This is a genomic window from Stenotrophomonas sp. IS26, from assembly GCF_054188265.1.
The window spans coordinates 318,769-338,172 of sequence record NZ_JBSZJV010000002.1 but is presented as its reverse complement, the minus strand read 5'-3'; the positions used below and the strand labels follow the sequence as shown (position 1 = coordinate 338,172).

Genomic DNA, 19,404 nt, shown 5'->3' with positions numbered 1-19,404 from the left:
CGATCAATGTAGAGCCGACCGTTGGTCGGCTCCACCGTCGTCACTTCAAGCCGTGCAGATCCCGCAGCTGGGTCGGTCGTGAGCCGAAATATGCAGCCAGATCGGCGATGTCCTGATCACTCAGGTCGGTCGCCTGCGGGGTCATCAGCGCGTGCTGGCGATCCCCCGCGCGGTAGGCCTGCAGGCTGTGCGCCAGGTAATCCCCGTACTGCCCACCCAGTTTCGGGTAGGTCGGGTCGATCGGCTTGTTGCCGTCCGCCCCGTGGCAGTCGATGCAGCTCTGGCCGGTGGCTTTGCCCTTGACCTGGGCACGCGCCTCACCGGCGGCGATGCGGCCGGCCGGCAGGCCGGCGGAGGAGCCGGACCCGTGTTCACCACTGGCGTGGCCCGGATCGGCGGCGGAATCTGCGCTGTTCTCCACCTGTGACTGCGAACACGCAGTCATCAGCAGGGCAACGGACAGGGCGATGGCATAACGCTGGAGTGGCGTGGCTTTCGACATGAGCGCGCTTATTTGACGGTGGACAGGTAAACAGCGAGATCGGCGATCTCCTGTTCGCTGAAACTCATCGACTGCGCCTGCATCGTGGGATGCTTGCGCTTGCCGTGGCGGTACTCGGTCAGCGCCTGGCTGAGGTACTCACGGGTCTGCCCGCCGATCTTGGGCACTTTGTAGCTGGGGTAGGCGTTCTTGTACCCGGTGATGCCGTGGCACCCCTGGCACGTGTAGGCCAGGACCCGGCCATTGTCGAACCGGCCGGTGACGGCGGCAGGCGCCGGCGCGGTGGCGGCCGGAGCGGGGGTGGAAGGTACAGCAGGAGCGGGTGTTGCGGCCTGTGCGGCGGCCCCGAGGGGCAGGAGGACGGCCAGAACGAGACAAGCGGCGAGCGGCTGCGGGCGCATGATGTCCTTTTCCGATAAACGGGTCTGGTCGTTCCGGCGTGGGGTACGGAACTGGGCCGAGTATAGCCTGCCATTTCATCTAGCTGAAACCGGGCCCGGGAAGCCATCGCCGCAGGTCACCATGACCTTTGGGATATGGTGTGGTCGTGACGTGGTGCATTACTTTGCTACCACACCTGCCCACGCATCCTTAGGGACACGACGATGTCGCGACACACTTTCCTGCTCGGCCGCACCGGACGCTGTGCCGCTGCACTGCTGATCACCTCCACCCTGCTGCTCAGCGGCTGCGGTGGCGCCGGCCCCGCCGAAGCCAACGCTGCTGAAAAGGACGGCAAGGCCGAAAAGAAGGTCGATGCGGTACCGGTCGAAGCGGTCGCCGCCAGCCGCCGCGCCGTCGCCGCCAGTTACACCGGCACGGCCGCACTGGAGCCGCGGGGCGAGTCGCAGGTGGTCGCCAAGACCTCCGGCGTCGCGCTGGTCGTTCTGGTCGAAGAAGGGCAGCAGGTACGTGCCGGGCAGCCGCTGGTGCGGCTGGATCCGGACCGTGCGCGCCTGGCCGTTGCCCAGAGCGAAGCGCAGATGCGCAAGCTGGAGAACAATTACCAGCGGGCCCACAAGCTGGTCGGCCAGCAGATGGTCAGCGCCGCCGATGTCGATCAGATCAAGTACGACCTCGACAACGCCCGCGCGCAGTACCGGCTGGCCACGCTGGAACTGTCCTACACCACGGTGATCGCGCCGATCTCGGGCGTGATCGCCTCGCGCTCGATCAAGACCGGCAACTTCGTGCAGATCAACACGCCGATCTTCCGCATCGTCGACACCTCGCGCCTGGAAGCCACGCTCAATGTGCCCGAGCGCGAGCTGGCCACGCTGCGCCCGGGCCAGCCGGTCACGCTGATCGCCGACGCGCTGCCGGGCAAGACCTTCCCGGGCACGGTGGACCGCATCTCGCCGGTGGTCGATGCAGGCAGTGGTACGTTCCGCGTGGTCAGCGGCTTCGGCGAAGATGCTGAAGGCCTGCAGCCGGGCATGTTCGGCCGCATCCGGATCGACTACGACCAGCGCGCCGACGCGTTGGTGGTGCCGCGCCTGGCGCTGCTGGACGACGGTGAACCGGCGGTGTTCCGCGTGCGCGAGGGCAAGGCGGCGCGTGTGCCGGTCAAGCTCGGCTACGCCGAAGGCCCGTGGGTGGAAATCCGCGAAGGCCTGGCCGCCGGTGATCAGGTGGTCACCGCCGGCAAGGTGGCGCTGCGTGACGGCACCGCGGTGCAGGTGATCGGCGCCAAGCCGGCCGCCACCGCCGCTGCCAAGCCGGCACCGGCCAAGGCGGAGAGCCGTCAATGACAGCGGCCGGCAACGACCACGGCAACGATCCGCACCAGGGCGATCGCCCCGGTGCCCACGGCGGCGGCCTGGTGGAGTTTGCCACCCGCCGCCGCGTCACCATCGCGATGTTCACCGTCACGCTGATGCTGTTCGGCTTCATCGCGCTGGGCAACCTCAAGGTAAACCTGCTGCCCGACCTGAGCTACCCGACCCTGACTGTGCGCACCGAATACACCGGTGCAGCGCCGGCGGAAATCGAAACGCTGATCACCGAGCCGGTCGAAGAGGCCGTCGGCGTGGTCAAGAACCTGCGCAAACTCAAATCGATCTCGCGTACCGGGCAGAGCGATGTGGTGCTCGAGTTCGCCTGGGGCACCAACATGGACCAGGCCAGCCTGGAGGTGCGCGACAAGATGGAAGCGCTGAACCTGCCGCTGGAGGCGAAGTCCCCGGTGCTGCTGCGCTTCAATCCGTCCACCGAGCCGATCATGCGCCTGGTGATCTCGGCGAAGACCGATCCATCCAGCGATGCCGAGGCCGTGCGCCAGCTCACCGAGCTGCGCCGCTACGCCGATGAAGACCTGAAGAAGAAGCTGGAGCCGGTTACCGGCGTGGCGGCGGTGAAGGTCGGCGGCGGTCTGGAGGATGAGATCCAGGTCGACATCGACCAGCAGAAGCTGGCCCAGCTCAACCTGCCGATCGACACCGTCATCAAGCGGCTCAAGGAAGAGAACATCAACATCTCCGGCGGTCGCCTGGAGGAAGGCTCGCAGCGTTACCTGGTGCGTACCGTCAACCAGTTCGCCGATCTGGAGGATATCCGCAACCTGCTGGTGACCACCCAGAGCAGCAACGGCAGCGCGGCCGATGCAGCGATGCAGCAGATGTTCGCCATCGCCGCCTCGACCGGCTCGGATGCCGCCGTGGCCGCCGCCTCGGCCGCGCAGAGCGCATCCAGCAGCAGCTCCACCAACATCGCCAACGGCGTGCCGGTGCGGCTGAAGGATGTCGCCACCGTGCGCCAGGGCTACAAGGAACGCGAAGCGATCATCCGTCTGGGCGGCAAGGAAGCGGTCGAGCTGGCGATCTACAAGGAGGGCGATGCCAACACGGTCTCGACCGCCGAGGCGCTGCGTGCGCGTCTGGAGCAGATCAAGGGCCAGGTACCCGGCGATGCCGAGCTGACCACGATCGAAGACCAGTCGCGCTTCATCGAACACGCCATCAGCGACGTCAAGAAAGACGCCGTGATCGGCGGCATCCTCGCCATCCTGATCATCTTCCTGTTCCTGCGCGATGGCTGGAGCACGTTCGTGATCAGCCTGTCCCTGCCGGTCTCGATCATCACCACGTTCTTCTTCATGGGCCAGCTCGGCCTGAGCTTGAACGTGATGTCGCTGGGCGGTCTGGCGCTGGCCACCGGCCTGGTGGTGGATGACTCGATCGTGGTGCTGGAGAGCATCGCCAAGGCGCGCGAGCGTGGCCTGAGCATCCTGCAGGCCGCCATCGTCGGCACCCGCGAAGTGAGCATGGCCGTGGTCGCCTCGACCCTGACGACCATTGCGGTGTTCCTGCCGCTGGTGTTCGTGGACGGTATCGCCGGCCAGCTGTTCCGCGACCAGGCGCTGACCGTGGCGATCGCGATCGCGATCTCGCTGCTGGTCTCGATGACCCTGATCCCGATGCTGAGCTCGCTCAAGGGCCGCCCGCCGCTGGCCTTCCCGGAAGAACCCACGCATCAACCGTGGCAGCCGGACAGCCGCTGGCTGAAGCCGGTCGCCGGCAGCCGTCGTGGCGTGGGCACGCTGGTGCGCTGGATCTGCTTCGGGATGGCCTGGTCGGTGATCCGCGTCTGGCGCGGCCTGGTGGCCGTGGTCGGCCCGGTGATGCGCAAGGCCAGCGATGTGGCGATGAAGCCGTACGCCGGTGCCGAGCGCGGTTACTTGAAGCTGCTGCCGGGCGCGCTGCATCACCCGGGCAAGGTGCTCGGTCTGGCCGCGCTGGCCTTCGTCGGCACGATGGCGCTGGTGCCGATGCTGGGTGCGGATCTGATCCCGCAGCTGGCCCAGGACCGCTTCGAAATGACCGCCAAGCTGCCGGCCGGTACACCGCTGAAGCAGACCGATGCGCTGGTCCGCGAGATGCAGTTGGCCCATGCCAAGGATGACAGCATCGCCTCGCTGTATGGGGTCAGTGGCAGCGGCACCCGCCTGGATGCCAGCCCGACCGAGAGTGGCGAGAACATCGGCAAGCTGACCGTGGTCATGGCCGGCGGCGGCAACGCGCGCACCGAAGCGGCGATCACCGAGCGTCTGCGTGAATCGATGCAGCAGCACCCTGGCGTGCAGGTCGATTTCGCCCGCCCGGCGCTCTTCAGCTTCTCCACCCCGCTGGAAGTGGAACTGCGTGGCCAGGACATGGCCACGCTGGAAACGGCCGGCAAGGCGCTGGCCGCGATGCTGCGCAACAACCCGCACTATGCTGACGTCAAATCCACGGTGGAAGAGGGCTTCCCGGAGATCCAGATCCGCTTCGACCAGGAGCGCGCCGGTGCCTTGGGCCTGACCACGCGGCAGATTGCCGATGTGGTGGTCAAGAAGGTGCGCGGTGACGTGGCCACGCGCTACAGCTTCCGCGACCGCAAGATCGACGTGCTGGTGCGTGCCCAGGAGGGTGACCGGGCCAGCGTGGACAGCATCCGCCGGCTGATCGTCAATCCGGGCAGCAACCGGCCGGTGACGCTGGATTCGGTGGCCGAGGTGGTCGCCACCAACGGCCCCAGCGAGATCCATCGCGCCGACCAGACCCGCGTGGCGGTGGTCTCTGCCAACCTGCGCGACATCGACCTGGGCGGCGCCGTGCGCGAAGTGCAGGACATGGTCGCCAAGCAGCCGCTGGGTGCGGGTGTGGGCATGCACATCGGCGGCCAGGGTGAGGAGCTGGCCGACTCGGCACGCTCGCTGATCTTCGCCTTCGGCCTGGCGATCTTCCTGGTGTATCTGGTGATGGCCTCGCAGTTCGAGTCGCTGCTGCACCCGTTCGTCATCCTGTTCACCATCCCGCTGGCGCTGGTCGGCGCGATCCTGGCGCTGATGCTGACCGGCAAGCCGATCTCGGTGGTGGTGTTCATCGGCTTGATCCTGCTGGTAGGCCTGGTAACCAAGAACGCGATCATCCTGATCGACAAGGTCAACCAGCTGCGCGAGGCCGGTGTGCCCAAGCGCGAGGCACTGGTGGAAGGCGCGCGTTCCCGCCTGCGGCCGATCATCATGACCACGTTGTGCACGCTGTTCGGCTTCCTGCCGCTGGCGGTGGCGATGGGCGAGGGCGCGGAAGTGCGTGCGCCGATGGCGATCACCGTGATCGGTGGCCTGCTGGTCTCCACCCTGCTGACCCTGGTGGTGATCCCGGTGGTGTACGACCTGCTGGATCGTCGTGGCGACGCCTACTACCGCGAGCGTGGCCGCCACCTCAAGACGCCGCTGGCCGATGCCGGCCATGACACCGCACAGGAGCCGGCATGAGCATTGCCGAGTTCTCCATCCGCCGGCCCATCACCACGATCATGTGTTTTGTGTCGTTGGCGGTGGTGGGCCTGATCGCCTCGTTCCGGCTGCCGCTGGAAGCGCTGCCGGACATCTCCGCGCCGTTCCTGTTCGTGCAGGTGCCGTATACCGGTTCCACCCCGGAGGAGGTCGAGCGCAACATCATCCGGCCGACCGAAGAAGCGCTGGCAACGATGACCGGGATCAAGCGCATGCGCTCCTCGGCCACCTCCGAAGGCGCCAGCATCTTCATCGAGTTCACCGACTGGGACCGCGACATCGCCATCGCGGCTTCGGACGCCCGCGAGCGCATCGATGCGATCCGCAGCGATCTGCCCGACGACCTGCAGCGCTACAACGTGTTCAAGTGGTCCAGCAGCGACGACCCGGTGCTGAAGGTGCGCCTGGCCAGTGCCACCGACCTGACCGGCGCCTACGACATGCTCGACCGCGAGTTCAAGCGGCGGATCGAGCGCATCCCGGGCGTGGCGCGGGTCAACATCTCCGGTGCCCCGCCGAACGAGGTCGAGATCGCGATCAGCCCGGACCGGTTGACCGCGCACAACCTGAGCATCAACGAGCTCAGCGACCGACTGCGCACCCTGAACTTCTCGATCTCGGCCGGGCAGATCGACGACAACGGCCAGCGCGTACGCATCCAGCCGGTAGGCGAGATCACCGACCTGCAGGAACTGCGCGATCTGGTGATCGACAACAAGGGCCTGCGCCTGGGCGACATCGCCGAGATCCGGCTCAAGCCCACCCGCATGAACTACGGGCGGCGCCTGGACGGCAACCCGGCCGTCGGCCTGGATATCTACAAGGAGCGCAGCGCCAACCTGGTGGAGGTGTCGCGTGCCGCGCTGGCCGAAGTGGAGGCGATCCGCACGCAGCCCTCGATGCGCGATGTGCAGATCAAGGTGATCGACAACCAGGGCAAGATGGTGACGTCTTCGCTGCTGGAGCTGGCCGAGGCGGGTGCGGTCGGCCTGCTGCTGTCGATCACGGTGCTGTTCTTCTTCCTGCGCCATTGGCCGTCCACGCTGATGGTGACCCTGGCGATCCCGATTTGTTTCGTGATCACGCTGGGCTTCATGTATTTCGCCGGCGTCACCCTCAACATCCTGACCATGATGGGCCTGCTGCTGGCGGTCGGCATGCTGGTGGACAACGCCGTGGTGGTGGTGGAGAGCATCTACCAGGAACGCGAGCGCATGCCTGACCAGCCACGGCTGGCCTCGATCATCGGCACCCGCAACGTGGCCATCGCGCTGAGCGCCGGCACGCTCTGCCACTGCATCGTGTTCGTGCCGAACCTGTTCGGCGAGACCAACAACATCAGCATCTTCATGTCGCAGATCGCCATCACGATCTCGGTCTCGCTGCTGGCCTCCTGGCTGGTCGCGGTGAGTCTGATCCCGATGCTGTCCGCGCGCATGCAGACGCCCAAACTGGTGCATTCGGACAGCGGCGTGATCGCACGCCTGCAGCGCCGCTACGCCACACTGCTGCAGTGGACCCTGGAGCACCGCGGTTGGAGCGTGTTCGGCATCGCGATGGTGATCCTGATCAGTCTGGTGCCGATGAAGCTGACCAAGATCGACATGTTCGGTGGCGAGGGGGGCCATGAGGTGTTCATCGGGTACAACTGGAAGGGCGCCTATACCTTCGGGCAGATGTCCGAGGAAGTGGCGCGCGTCGAACGCTACCTGGACGACAACCGGCAGGCGCTGCACATCACCCAGGTGTATTCCTGGTACAGCGAGCAGGAAGGCAGCAGCACGATCGTGACGTTCGACACCGCGCACGCCAAGAACATGCCGGCCGTGCAGGAAGCACTGCGAAAGGGGCTGCCTCGCTCGGCGCGTGCCGATTACGTGGTCGGTAATTCGGGCGAGGGCAATGGCGGAAGCGGCAACAACCAGGTGCAGGTGCAGCTGGTCGGCGACTCGACCAAGATGCTGCAGGAGATCGGCGAGGAAGTGGTGCCGCTGCTGGCCCAGCGCAAGGAGCTGCGCGACGTGCGCATCGACAACGGCGAAAAGGGCAGCGAGTTGTCCATCCATGTGGACCGCGAGCGCGCGGCAGCCTTCGGCTTCAACGCCGAGCAGGTCGCCAGTTTCGTCGGCCTGGCCCTGCGTGGCGCGCCGCTGCGCGAGTTCCGCCGCGGTGACAGCGAAGTGCCGGTATGGGTGCGCTTCGCCGGTGCCGAGCAGAGCAGCCCGGAGGACCTGGCCAGCTACACGGTGCGCACTGGCGACGGCCGCTCGGTGCCCTTGCTGAGCCTGGTCGATGTGGCAATCAAGCCATCGGCCACCCAGATCGGCCGCACCAACCGTCAGACCACGCTGACCATCAAGGCCAACCTGGCCGAGAAGGTGACGGTGCCGGACGGCCGCAAGGCGATGGAAGAAACGCTCAAGCCGATGAGCTTCCCGGCCGGCTACACCTTCAGCTTCGACGGGGGGGATTACGGCGACGACGACCAGGCGATGTCGCAGATGATGTTCAATCTGGTGATCGCGCTGGTGATGATCTACGTGGTGATGGCCGCCGTGTTCGAGTCGCTGCTGTTCCCGGCGGCGATCATGAGCGGCGTGCTGTTCTCGATCTTCGGCGTGTTCTGGCTGTTCTGGATCACCGGCACCTCCTTCGGGATCATGTCCTTCATCGGCATCCTGGTGTTGATGGGGGTGGTGGTGAACAACGGCATCGTGATGATCGAGCACATCAACAACCTGCGCCGCCGTGGCATGGGCCGGACCCAGGCGCTGGTGGAAGGCTCACGCGAGCGCCTGCGCCCGATCATGATGACGATGGGCACCGCGATCCTGGCGATGATCCCGATCTCCATGACCGACACCCAGCTGCTCGGCAATGGCCCGCCGTACTACCCGATGGCCCGCGCCATCGCCGGCGGCCTGGCGTTCTCCACGGTGGTGAGCCTGCTGTTCCTGCCGACCATCTACGCGATGCTCGATGACATGAGCACCGCGGTGTCGCGGATCATCCGGCGCGCGCGTGGCCGCGGCGTGGATGCTCCGGTGGTCGAACCGGGCGCAGAATCGGTTTGAGGGTGCATGGAGGCCCGTTGGGCGGGCCTCCTTTTTTTCGCAGACCGCATCCACGCATGCACTACCCGCGACTCCCACATTCGCGCACAAAAAAGGCCACGCATTGCGTGGCCTTTCGATTCACAGCGGGCGCGGGAATCACCCCGCGACCTTGCCCCACACCTGGAACCCGGTCAGCCACAACCCGAGCATGCTGCCCAGGTTGGTCAGCATGAAGGTCAGCACCACGCGGGTCACCCGGTTGCGGTACCAGCCCTTGACGCTCTGCGCATCGTCGCGCAGCTTCAGGAAATCCTCGTAGGCCGGCTTGCGCAGGCGCGCTTCCACCAGGGCCGAGAACGCTCCGGTCGGGATGCTCAGCCGGAACGGCTTGAACGGGGCCACCACGATCGCGGTCAGGATGCTCAGCGGGTGGCTGCCGGCCAACAGGCAGCCCAGGCCGGCCAGGCCGCCGGTGTACATCGCCCAGACCGCCAGCAGTTCGCTGCCGACACCCAGGCCACCGCGATAGAAGCCCACGCCGATACCGGTCAGCACGATGGCCAGGATCGCCAGCGTGATCCACGGAATGTTGCGCTTCTTCGGCACGTCTTCCAACGACTCGCGCAGCGGGCCCGGCGCGTCGGTGTCGGTTTCCAGGTACTTGGCCAGGCCGGCCAGATGACCGGCACCGACCACGGCCAGCACTTCGCGCTGGGCCGGATCATGCACTTCGCGCAGGCGCGTGGCCATGTAGCGGTCGCGCTCGCCGATGATGGTTTCGTACAGGGCAGGGCTCTCGCTGGCGAACTCGCCGAAGCTGGCTTCGAGCATGTCGCCCTGCTTGAGCTTCTCGATCTCGTCTTCGCCGACTTCCTCGGACGCGAACAGGCCAGCGCCCAGGCCCATCACCAGCTTGATCTTGCCGAAGAAGCCCAGGCGCTGCGAGGCACGCCGGAAGGTCAGCCCGACCTCGCGGTCGATCAGATGCACGGGCAGGTTGCGCTCGTTGGCCAGGGTGACCGCGCGCTTGAGCTCGGCACCCGGCTCGATCTCGAGCTGTTCGGCCAGGCGGCGCTGGTAGGCGGCCAAGGCCAGGTTGGCCGCGAACAGGGCGACGCGGCCCTTGCGGATCACCTCGACCAGGTCGAGCTTGGCCAGCGCATCAGGGTCGGTCAGTGCCTGCAGGCGCTGCGCGTCCAGTTCGACCGCGACCGCATCGAAGCGGCCACTTTCGATCGCACGTTCCACCGCTTCCACGCTGGCCTGCGAGACGTGCGCGGTGCCCAGCAGGGTGTAGCGCACGCCATCGCGTTCGACGATGCGGACGGGCTGGCCGGCGAACAACGTGTCGCCGGCGTCAATCAGGGTATCGGTCATTGCATCATTCATTCGAAGGGGCACTGTCGGCACCATCGCCGAGCGCGCGCTGCATCTGGACGGTATCCAGCCAGCGGCCATGCTTGCGGCCGAGGCCGCGGAAAACGCCGACGGTATGGAAACCGAAACGCTCGTGCAGTTTGATGGAGGCGGTGTTGGTGGGCTCGCCGATCACGGCCACCATCTGCCGGTAACCGCGCGCGACGCAGGCATCGATCAGCCCCTGCATCAGTGCGGTGCCGACACCACGGCCCTGGAACGCCGCATCCACATAGACCGAGTTCTCCACGGTCCACTGATAGGCGATCCGGCCGCGGTAGGTATTGGCGTAGGCATAGCCGGCCACCTGGCCATCGACCTCGGCCACGATGTATGGAAAGCCGCGGCCGACGATGTCCTGCATGCGGCGGCGCATTTCCGCCGCCTCCGGGATCTCGTACTCGTAGGTGTTGACGAAGTCGGTCACTTCCACCGCATAGATCGCGGTGATGGCCGCGATATCGGCATCGGTGGCGTCGCGCAGGTGCACGGTCACGGTGGGGTGTCCTGGTCGGTCAGTCGATGTAGCGCTTGAGCAGATCGCCGTACGCATCGATGCGGCGGTCACGCAGGAACGGCCAGATCCGGCGGACGTGTTCGCTGCGCTGCAGGTCCACATCGCAGACCAGCACGGTCGGCTCGCCACCGGCTTCGGCGATGAACTCGCCCTGCGGGCCCAGCACGTGGCTGTTGCCCCAGAACTGGATGCCCGAGGCACCCATCGGCGAGGCTTCATGGCCGACGCGGTTGCAGCTCAACACCGGCACGCCGTTGGCCACGGCATGGCCGCGGTGACTGAGCACCCACGCATCGCGCTGGCGGCCCTGTTCGTCGCGCTGGTCGTCCGGGTCCCAGCCGATCGCGGTGGGGTAGAGCAGCAGCTCCGCGCCGGCCAGCGCCATCAGGCGCGCCGCTTCCGGATACCACTGGTCCCAGCACACGAGCACGCCGAGGCGACCCACCGAGGTGTCGATCGGGGTGAAGCCCAGATCGCCCGGGGTGAAGTAGAACTTCTCATAGAAGCCCGGATCATCCGGGATGTGCATCTTGCGGTACTTGCCGAGCAGGGTGCCGTCTTTCTCGAAGACGACCGCGGTGTTGTGGTACAGCCCGGCAGCGCGACGCTCGAACAGCGAGCCGACGATCACCACGCCGTGCTTCCTGGCCAGCGCGCCCAGGCGCTCCGTGCTCGGGCCCGGAATCGGCTCGGCCAGATCGAATTCATCCACCGACTCGTGCTGGCAGAAGTACGCACCGTTGTGCAGTTCCTGCAGCAGGATCAGCTTGGCACCCTGCGCGGCCGCTTCAGCCACGCGCGCTTCGATGACGGCCAGATTGGCCTCGGCATCGCCGTGGTTGCGCTCCTGGATCAGGGCGACGGAAAGGGTGTGGCGTGAGCTCATCCGGAGACGGTCCTGCAAGGGGAAAAACGCAGTTTATCGCGGATGGGTGCACGCAGCGTGCTGGCTGCTAAATGGGCAACACCCGCGCGTCGGTAGTGCCGGCCGCTGGCCGGCTCCGCAGAATGTTCCGGGCAACAGTTCACTGGCCAGGCGCATCGGCGTGACCTGTCGCTCTTCCGTTGGCCGCCCGTGCACTGTCGAAGGGATGGCGGGGGCGGAGGTGCGGGACCGTCAGGGCGCCATGGATGGCGCCCACGAGCCCCCAGGGATGGGTTTACGGCGCGTCCCGCCCCTCCGCACCCGCCAGCCCAGCCGCCGCAGCCTTCAGGCCGCGTGCTTTGCTGTCAGGCCAGCAACCCCGCCGGCAGCTGCATCGTGATGCAGTGCAGGCTGCCGTTCTGCCAGATCAGCGAACGGCACGGCACCGGCACGATCTCGCGGTCCGGATAAGCCTGGACCAACACCGCACGCGCCGCTTCGTCGGCCGCATCGCCGTAGGCCGGCATCAGCACCGCGCCGTTGAGGATCAGGTAATTCGCGTAGGAAGCCGCCAGGCGGCGGCCTTCGTCGATCACCGGCTGCGCCCACGGCAGCGGGAACAGCCGGTACGGCTGGCCGTCAGTGGTACGCAGCGCCGCCAGCTCGGCACCCATCGCCTGCAGTTCGGCGTAGTGCGAATCGCCGGCGTCATCGCAGGCCTGGTAGACGATGCTGTCGGTCGAGGCGAAGCGGGCCAGGGTATCGATGTGGGCGTCGGTGTCGTCGCCTTCCAGATAGCCATGGTCCAGCCACAGCACACGGTCCTGGGCCAGCCAGGTGGCCAGGTCGGCGCTGAGCGATTCGCGGCTGCGGTCCGGATGACGCTCGTGCAGGCACTGCCAGGTGGTCAGCAGGGTGCCGGCGCCGTCGGTCTCGATGCCGCCGCCTTCCAGCGCGAACGGAATGCTCTGCAGTTCGGCGTTTGCGAAGGTGCCGGCCGCGTGCAGCACACCCACCAGCTGGTCATCCAGGCTGGCGTCGAACTTGCCGCCCCAGCCGGTGAAGCGGAAGTCCAGCAGGCGGAAGCCGCCATCGGCACGCTTGAGCGTGATCGGGCCGGAGTCGCGCAGCCAGGTGTCGTCGTACTGAGCGGTCACGAACCGCACGCGGTCCGTGTCGATCCGGTTCGAACGCAGGCGCGCATCGGCGTACGCCTCCAGGTCGTCGTCGGCGACGATGATCACCACCGGCTGGAAGCGGGTGATGGCCGCGACGAGCGCGATGTAGGTGTCCTCGACGTCACCCAGGCGGTCGGCCCAGTCGGTGTCGGCGTGGGGCCAGGCGATCAGGATGGCGGACTGGGATTCCCATTCGGCCGGAAAGCGGAGCGTGTCGTTCATGATCTCAGTGCGATGGCCCGCCGGCTGGCGGGCAAAGGGAAAGGGGTCAGCGGATCGGCGGTTTCGGCCCGATCTCGTTGGCGTCGGCGCGGTTGGCGACCACGTCGATCACCTTCTGCTTTTCGAAGTACACGGTGAACTGCGGGTAGACCCAGCGGTTGATCGTGGGCCACTGGCGCTTCTGCCCGCCGCGCGGATCCAGGCGCTCGCCCGGCTCGCCGAACTGGGACTGGACCTGCTGCATGCTCTGGCCGCGGACGGGCAGGGCGACGGCGGGCTTTTCACGGCTGCGGTCGATCAGCAGGGTGTCGGCGTGGGCATTGGAAACGGCCAGCACGGCCAGCAACGGCAAAGTGGTCAGGTAACGCTTCATCTCGATCTACTCCCCAGTGGTCAAGAATGCGGAAGGTCCCACGGCCAACGGTCGTGAGCTACCCGGCGATTACACCAAAAATGGCAGCAAAAAGCCGCCCGGAGGCGGCTTTTTTGTTCATCACCCGGTCCGGCGAGGGACCGATGGCGGCCGTGAGGCCGGCCGGCTCAGCGCTGGCGAGCCTTGAAGCGCGGGTTCGACTTGCAGATCACGAAGATCTTGCCGCGGCGACGGACGACCTTGCAGTCGCGGTGACGGGTCTTGGCCGACTTCAGGGAAGACAGGACTTTCATTGCATACCTCGGCGTAAACGTTGGATTCGGTTGGAGCGCGGCCGCGATATGCAGATGACAATCGGCAGGTGACGCCCGTTCAAGCCCGCCATTCTACCGGGCTTTTCCCCATCCTTTCAAGTGGTTGGGCCAAAAAAGTCTCAAGCCGCCCCGGGCAGGGGCTAGAATGGGCGGTCACATCTACCGGGAAACCCATGAATCAGCTTCCATCCGTGCTCACCATCGACGGTCCTTCCGGGGCCGGCAAAGGCACTGTCAGCCGCATTGTCGCACGCCGCCTGGGCTGGCATTACCTGGATTCGGGCGCCCTGTACCGGGCGGTGGGCGTGGCCGCCAGTTGGGCTGATATCGATACCTCCGACGCCTCGGCGCTGGTGCGCTGCACCTTCGACACCCACGTGCGCTTCGTGGAATCGGCCGATGGCGGGCTGCGGGTGCTGGTCAACGAGACCGATGCCACCGACGAGCTGCGCCTGGAGACCACCGGGGCGCTGGCCTCGGCCATTGCCGCCATCCCGGAGGTCCGGGCGGCGCTGAAAGAGCGCCAACGCGCATTCAGGATGGAGCCGGGCCTGGTCGCCGACGGACGGGACATGGGCACGGTCATCTTCCCGGACGCCCCATTCAAGGTGTTTTTGACCGCCAGCGCCGAGGAACGGGCCGAGCGGCGGCATAAGCAGTTGAAAGACAAGGGTGTTTCGGTTAACTTTGACGACCTCCTGCGCGAGATCATGGCCCGCGACGCCCGTGATGCACAGCGCACAGTGGCGCCCCTGAAGCCGGCAGACGATGCCGTCGTCATCGACACCAGTGGTATTGGCATCGACGCTGTCGTTGCCAAGGTATTGGATCTGCTTCCGGTTTCGGGTGCCTGATCCGTTGTAAAGGAGGGCCGTCAATCCATCGACGGTGTCGCACCATCGCAAGGCAACAAAAGCTCCGTCCCGCAATGATGCGTGGCGGTTTTCCTACTTAACACACGACCTGCGTTACCGGGGTCGACCAACAGGCGGGCAGTAAGCGGTTCCCTTCGGGGGCCAATGCCCATGTGTCCAACAGAGTAAATCTAATGACCGAATCATTTGCAGAGCTGTTCGAAGCCAGTCAGGCCAATCTGGCCAAGCTGAAGCCGGGCTCGATCGTCAGCGGTGTCGTTGTTGAAGTCCGCGGCGATGTCGTGGTGATCAACGCCGGCCTGAAGTCCGAAGGCATCGTGCCGATCGAACAGTTCCGTAACGACGCTGGCGAGATCGATGTCGCTGAAGGCGACGTCGTCAAGGTTGCCCTCGATTCCATCGAGAACGGCTTCGGTGAAACCGTTCTGTCGCGTGAGAAAGCCAAGCGCGCGATGGTGTGGGACGAGCTGGAAGAAGCGTTGGAAAAGAACGAAACCATCACCGGCCGCATCAGCGGCAAGGTCAAGGGTGGTTTCACCGTGGACATCAAGGATGTCCGCGCGTTCCTGCCCGGTTCGCTGGTGGATGTGCGCCCCGTGCGCGACCCGGCCTACCTGGAAGGCAAGGAGCTGGAATTCAAGCTCATCAAGCTGGACCGCAAGCGTAACAACGTCGTTGTGTCCCGTCGTGCAGTCGTCGAAAGCGAGCATTCGGAAGAGCGCGAGCAGCTGATGGACAAGCTGCAGGAAGGCGCGATCCTGAAGGGTGTCGTCAAGAACCTGACCGATTACGGCGCATTCGTGGACCTGGGCGGTATCGACGGCCTGCTGCACATCACCGACATGGCCTGGAAGCGCGTGCGCCATCCGTCCGAAGTCGTGAACGTCGGCGACGAGCTGGACGTGCGCGTGCTGAAGTTCGACCGCGAGCGCAACCGCGTTTCGCTGGGTCTGAAGCAGCTGGGCGAGGATCCGTGGGACAACATCGCCCGTCGTTACCCGGCCAACAGCCGCGTCTTCGGCAAGGTCTCCAACGTCACCGATTACGGCGCATTCGTCGAGATCGAGCCGGGCGTCGAAGGTCTGGTGCACGTGTCGGAAATGGATTGGACCAACAAGAACGTCAACCCGTCCAAGGTTGTGCAGGTCGGTGACGAAGTTGAAGTCATGGTCCTGGACGTCGACGAGGAGCGTCGCCGCATCTCGCTGGGCATGAAGCAGGTTGCCGCCAATCCGTGGGAAACCTTCGCTGCCATCCACAAGAAGGGCGACAAGGTGTCGGGCCAGATCAAGTCGATCACCGACTTCGGCATCTTCATCGGCCTGGACGGCGGTATCGATGGCCTGGTGCACCTGTCCGACATCAGCTGGAACACCACCGGCGAAGACGTGGTCCGCAACTACAAGAAGGGCGACAACCTGGACGCAGTCGTCCTGGCCGTCGATCCGGAGCGCGAGCGCATCAGCCTGGGCGTCAAGCAGCTGGAGCAGGATCCGTTCGGTCAGTACATGGCGGCCAACCCGAAGGGTTCCAAGGTCGAAGGCGTGGTCAAGGAAGTGGACGCCAAGGGCGCTACCATCGAACTGGCTGACGGCATCGAAGGCTACGTGGCCGCTCGCGACGTTGCGAACGAGCGCGTGGACGACGCGACCCAGTTCCTGAAGGTCGGCGACAAGGTGGAAGCCAAGTTCGTGGGCATGGATCGCAAGGGTCGTACCCTGCAGCTGTCGATCAAGGCCAAGGACGACGCGGAAATGCGCGAAGTGCTGGAGGAATACCAGTCCTCTTCGGCCTCGAGCGGCACCACCCAGCTCGGCGCGCTGCTGCGTGCACAGCTGAACGGCAACAAGTCCGAGTAATCGGTCTGTCGCTGTCGTAGTTTCCTGGGCGGCCCGGACATCAGTCCGGGCCGTTTCAGGGTCTGAGTTCCTCCCCAAGAGCCCGTAATGACCAAATCCGAGCTGATCGAAATCCTGGCGCGCCGACAGGCGCATTTGAAGTCGGACGATGTCGATCTGGCCGTGAAGTCGTTGCTGGAAATGATGGGTGGGGCGCTGGCCGGCGGGGATCGCATCGAGATCCGCGGGTTCGGCAGTTTTTCGTTGCACTACCGGCCGGCACGGCTGGGGCGCAATCCCAAGACCGGGGAATCGGTCGCGTTGCCGGGCAAGCATGTCCCGCACTTCAAGCCGGGCAAGGAACTGCGCGAGCGCGTCAGCGCCGTGGTACCGCTGGAAAGCGATCCTGCCTGAGTGTCATCCGCCAAGGGGCGGATGCGTGATTTCCACGGAGTCGGCTGGTAGAGCGGAGTGTTAGTCCGCTACTCTTGAGCCCTACGGAACTGGAGCTGCTGCATGAACATCGTACGTCTGCTGATCCTGCTGGCGGTTCTGGTCGTGGGTCTCATCATCGGCGCCCTCAACTCGCAGCCGATCATCATCAGCCTGGGCTTTACCCAGATCAATTCCACCACCGGCGTGGCGATCATCATCGCCTTGTTGTCCGGTGCGCTCATCGGCGGCGGCCTGGTGCTCGCCAGCGTGGTGATCCCGTTGTACGCCAAACTGCGCCGCGCGCAGAAAGCCGCGCCTGCCGTGGTCGTGGCACCCCCTTCTTCTTCTACATTCGACGGACGCTGAGCGCCGATGGAATTTGTCTCCGAGTGGTTCTGGTTCTTCCTGTTCCTGCCCCTGGCCGCGTTGTCGGGCTGGGTGATCGGGCGTCGCGGCGGTCAACGCCATGGCGACAACCAGGTCAGCCATCTGTCCAGCACGTACTTCCGCGGCCTGAACTATCTGCTCAACGAGCAGCCGGACAAGGCGATCGAGCTGTTCCTGCACATCGCCGAGCTGGACAAGGAAACCTTCGAGACCCAGGTCGCGCTGGGCCATCTGTTCCGCCGCCGCGGTGAGGTTGATCGTGCGATCCGCCTGCACCAGGGCCTGGTCAACCGCGCGGACCTGAGCGATCAGCAGCGTGTCCAGGCGCTGCTGGCGCTGGGCGAGGACTACATGAAGTCCGGCCTGCTTGATCGCGCCGAAACCGTGTTCACCGAGCTCGCCCAGATCGACCAGCGCGCACCGCAGGCGCTCAAGCACCTGATCGGCATCTACCAGGCCGAGCGCGACTGGGAAAAGGCGATCGACAACGCCAGCCGCTTCGAAGAGGTCACCGGCGAGCCGATGGGCAAGCTGATCGGGCAGTTCGAATGCGAGCTGGCCGAGCGTTACCGTGGCGCCGGGAAGATCGAAGAGGCCCGCGCGGCCATCGCGCGCGCCTACCAGGCCGATGCGATGTCGGTGCGTGCCGGCATCATTGAAGGGCGCCTGGAGAACGACGCCGGCAATGCCGAAGCCGCCGTGCGTGCCTTCGAACGTGCCGCCCGCAATGATCCGGAGTACCTGCCGGAAGTGCTGCAGGCGCTGATGCAGAACTACCGCAAGGTCGGCGACCTCGGTGGCGCGCGCGCGTTTCTCTCTGAGATGACCGAACATTACCGCGGCATCGCCCCGGTGCTGGCGCTGACCCAGCTGATGGAGGAGCAGGAGGGTGTGGCTCCGGCGCGCGCCTACCTCGGCCGCCAGCTCAAGGATCGTCCTTCCGTGCGTGGCGAGTCGGCCCTGATCGACCTGACCCTGGCCGAGGGCGCCGATTCCACCGCGACGCTGCACGACCTCAAGCACATCACCGACCAGTTGCTGGTGCGCAATCCGGCGTACCGCTGCACCCGCTGTGGCTTCGGCGCGCGCACGCATCACTGGCAGTGCCCGAGCTGCAAGGAATGGGGCACCGTCAAGCCGCTGCTCAACTACGCGGTGCTCTGAACCATGATGGTCGCCTGGATGGCGGGGCTGCTGGCGGTGCTGGCGGTATCGGCGGGCCTGACCTGGGGCGCACGCGCCTATGCGCTGCGCCGCAATCTATTGGATGAGCCCGGCGAGCGCCGCAGCCACGGGGTGGCGACGCCACGCGGCGGCGGCATCGCGATCGTGCTGACCCTGCTGCTGGCCTGCGCGGTCGCTGTGGTGATCTGGCCCAAGGCCGGCCTCACCCTGGCAGTATTCGCACTGGGGCTGGTGCTGGTCGCGGGGATTGGTTGGTGGGACGACCACGGGCCCCTGCCGGCGGTTCGTCGCCTGTTGGTCCATGCCATCGCCGCCGCGCTTCTGGCGGGGTTGGTCTGGCATGCCAGTGGCAACCCTTGGCAGGCGCTGCTGGCGCTGTTGTTTGCCACCTCATTGATCAACATCTGGAACTTCATGGATGGGATCAACGGCATCGCGACCACGCAGGCCATCCTGGCCGGTCTCGCCTTCGCCCTGGTCCTGCCGCCGCCTTACGGGCTGGCCGGCGTGGTGTTGGGGCTGGCCTGTCTGGGCTTCCTGCCGTTCAACTACCCGAAGGCGCGCATCTTCATGGGGGACGTCGGCAGCGGGGCGCTGGGCTATGCGATCGCGGCCCTGGTCTGCCTGGTCAGCGTGCGTACCGATATCCACTGGTTGCTGTTGCTGGTGCCGCTTTCGGCCTTTCTTGTGGACGCAGGCTTCACATTGCTTTCGCGCATCCTGTCCGGACAGCGCTGGATGGAACCCCACACGCAGCATCTCTATCAGCGCGCGGTGAAAAGTGGTGCAAGCCACACTTTCGTCACCGGGATGTATCTTGTTTTTGGAATATTCAGTGCGGCAGTGTTTAATGCATGCACGAATCTGCAGCCGAGGTGGGAGGCTGCCGTGGCCATCGCGTGGTTGATCCTCGCGACCGGCCTTTGGCTGCTCCTGCGCAAGGGAATGCGCAACTAGAAGGAC

17 protein-coding genes are annotated in these 19,404 nt (G+C 65.7%); 9 read left to right on the top strand and 8 right to left on the bottom strand.

The genetic code is table 11. From position 1 onward, the window contains the following. Positions 1-40: 40 nt before the first annotated feature. Both ACW6W5_RS03420 and ACW6W5_RS03415 read right to left on the bottom strand, forming a co-directional pair. Positions 41-502: a c-type cytochrome gene (locus ACW6W5_RS03420; protein ID WP_019183110.1), complete on the bottom strand. Its 462-nt coding sequence runs from the start codon at positions 500-502 to the stop codon at positions 41-43. A gap of 8 nt (positions 503-510) precedes the next feature. Further along, positions 511-903, bottom strand: a complete 393-nt coding sequence (locus ACW6W5_RS03415; protein WP_152151641.1) for a c-type cytochrome — start codon at positions 901-903, stop codon at positions 511-513. Positions 904-1,107: 204 nt separating this feature from the next. Between ACW6W5_RS03415 and ACW6W5_RS03410 the strand changes: the two genes are divergently transcribed. From ACW6W5_RS03410 to ACW6W5_RS03400, 3 genes are read left to right on the top strand one after another with little or no spacing between them, the layout of a single operon-like run. Further along, positions 1,108-2,253, top strand: coding sequence for an efflux RND transporter periplasmic adaptor subunit (locus tag ACW6W5_RS03410; protein ID WP_152151643.1), 1,146 nt, complete (start codon positions 1,108-1,110; stop codon positions 2,251-2,253). Further along, a complete protein-coding gene (locus ACW6W5_RS03405) occupies positions 2,250-5,759 on the top strand; it encodes an efflux RND transporter permease subunit (protein ID WP_152151645.1) in 3,510 nt (1,169 codons plus the stop codon). Before ACW6W5_RS03410 ends, ACW6W5_RS03405 begins: the two co-directional genes overlap by 4 nt. Beyond that, complete coding sequence (locus ACW6W5_RS03400) at positions 5,756-8,854, top strand: efflux RND transporter permease subunit (protein ID WP_152151647.1); 3,099 nt, start codon at positions 5,756-5,758, stop codon at positions 8,852-8,854. The genes ACW6W5_RS03405 and ACW6W5_RS03400 overlap by 4 nt, the downstream gene beginning before the upstream one ends. A gap of 138 nt (positions 8,855-8,992) precedes the next feature. Here the strand turns inward: ACW6W5_RS03400 and ACW6W5_RS03395 are convergent, their stop codons facing one another. From ACW6W5_RS03395 to ykgO, 6 genes are all read right to left on the bottom strand, one after another. Further along, positions 8,993-10,225 carry a TraB/GumN family protein gene (locus ACW6W5_RS03395; protein ID WP_428999458.1) on the bottom strand — a complete coding sequence of 411 codons (1,233 nt, stop codon included), beginning with the start codon at positions 10,223-10,225 and terminating at the stop codon, positions 8,993-8,995. Next, the gene (locus tag ACW6W5_RS03390) at positions 10,218-10,748 is read right to left on the bottom strand and encodes a GNAT family N-acetyltransferase (RefSeq protein ID WP_121042128.1); all 531 of its coding nucleotides are present in this window, start codon (positions 10,746-10,748) and stop codon (positions 10,218-10,220) included. Before ACW6W5_RS03390 ends, ACW6W5_RS03395 begins: the two co-directional genes overlap by 8 nt. Before the next feature lie 19 nt (positions 10,749-10,767). Further along, positions 10,768-11,655 carry a carbon-nitrogen hydrolase gene (locus ACW6W5_RS03385; RefSeq protein WP_152151648.1) on the bottom strand — a complete coding sequence of 296 codons (888 nt, stop codon included), beginning with the start codon at positions 11,653-11,655 and terminating at the stop codon, positions 10,768-10,770. Positions 11,656-11,999: 344 nt separating this feature from the next. Continuing rightward, on the bottom strand, positions 12,000-13,034 hold the full coding sequence (locus ACW6W5_RS03380; protein WP_152150559.1) for an agmatine deiminase family protein: 1,035 nt from the start codon (positions 13,032-13,034) through the stop codon (positions 12,000-12,002). Between the two features lie 46 nt (positions 13,035-13,080). Beyond that, a complete protein-coding gene (locus ACW6W5_RS03375; RefSeq protein ID WP_152150561.1) occupies positions 13,081-13,407 on the bottom strand; it encodes a hypothetical protein in 327 nt (108 codons plus the stop codon). Positions 13,408-13,574: 167 nt separating this feature from the next. After that, the gene (gene ykgO / locus ACW6W5_RS03370) at positions 13,575-13,700 is read right to left on the bottom strand and encodes a type B 50S ribosomal protein L36 (RefSeq protein ID WP_057628212.1); all 126 of its coding nucleotides are present in this window, start codon (positions 13,698-13,700) and stop codon (positions 13,575-13,577) included. A 194-nt stretch (positions 13,701-13,894) separates the two neighbouring features. Between ykgO and cmk the strand changes: the two genes are divergently transcribed. The 6 genes from cmk to ACW6W5_RS03340 all read left to right on the top strand — a co-directional run bounded on the left by cmk (position 13,895) and on the right by ACW6W5_RS03340 (position 19,398). Continuing rightward, complete coding sequence (gene cmk, locus ACW6W5_RS03365; protein WP_046273768.1) at positions 13,895-14,575, top strand: (d)CMP kinase; 681 nt, start codon at positions 13,895-13,897, stop codon at positions 14,573-14,575. Between the two features lie 194 nt (positions 14,576-14,769). Next, positions 14,770-16,455: a 30S ribosomal protein S1 gene (rpsA, locus tag ACW6W5_RS03360; protein ID WP_121042136.1), complete on the top strand. Its 1,686-nt coding sequence runs from the start codon at positions 14,770-14,772 to the stop codon at positions 16,453-16,455. Between the two features lie 87 nt (positions 16,456-16,542). Next, positions 16,543-16,848: an integration host factor subunit beta gene (locus ACW6W5_RS03355; RefSeq protein ID WP_019183098.1), complete on the top strand. Its 306-nt coding sequence runs from the start codon at positions 16,543-16,545 to the stop codon at positions 16,846-16,848. A gap of 102 nt (positions 16,849-16,950) precedes the next feature. Further along, positions 16,951-17,235, top strand: a complete 285-nt coding sequence (locus ACW6W5_RS03350; RefSeq protein ID WP_121042138.1) for a LapA family protein — start codon at positions 16,951-16,953, stop codon at positions 17,233-17,235. Between the two features lie 6 nt (positions 17,236-17,241). After that, entirely contained in the window at positions 17,242-18,420 is a 1,179-nt protein-coding gene (gene lapB, locus ACW6W5_RS03345; RefSeq protein WP_121042140.1) for a lipopolysaccharide assembly protein LapB, read from the top strand. A gap of 3 nt (positions 18,421-18,423) precedes the next feature. Beyond that, complete coding sequence (locus tag ACW6W5_RS03340; protein WP_152150563.1) at positions 18,424-19,398, top strand: MraY family glycosyltransferase; 975 nt, start codon at positions 18,424-18,426, stop codon at positions 19,396-19,398. Positions 19,399-19,404 lie beyond the last annotated feature (6 nt).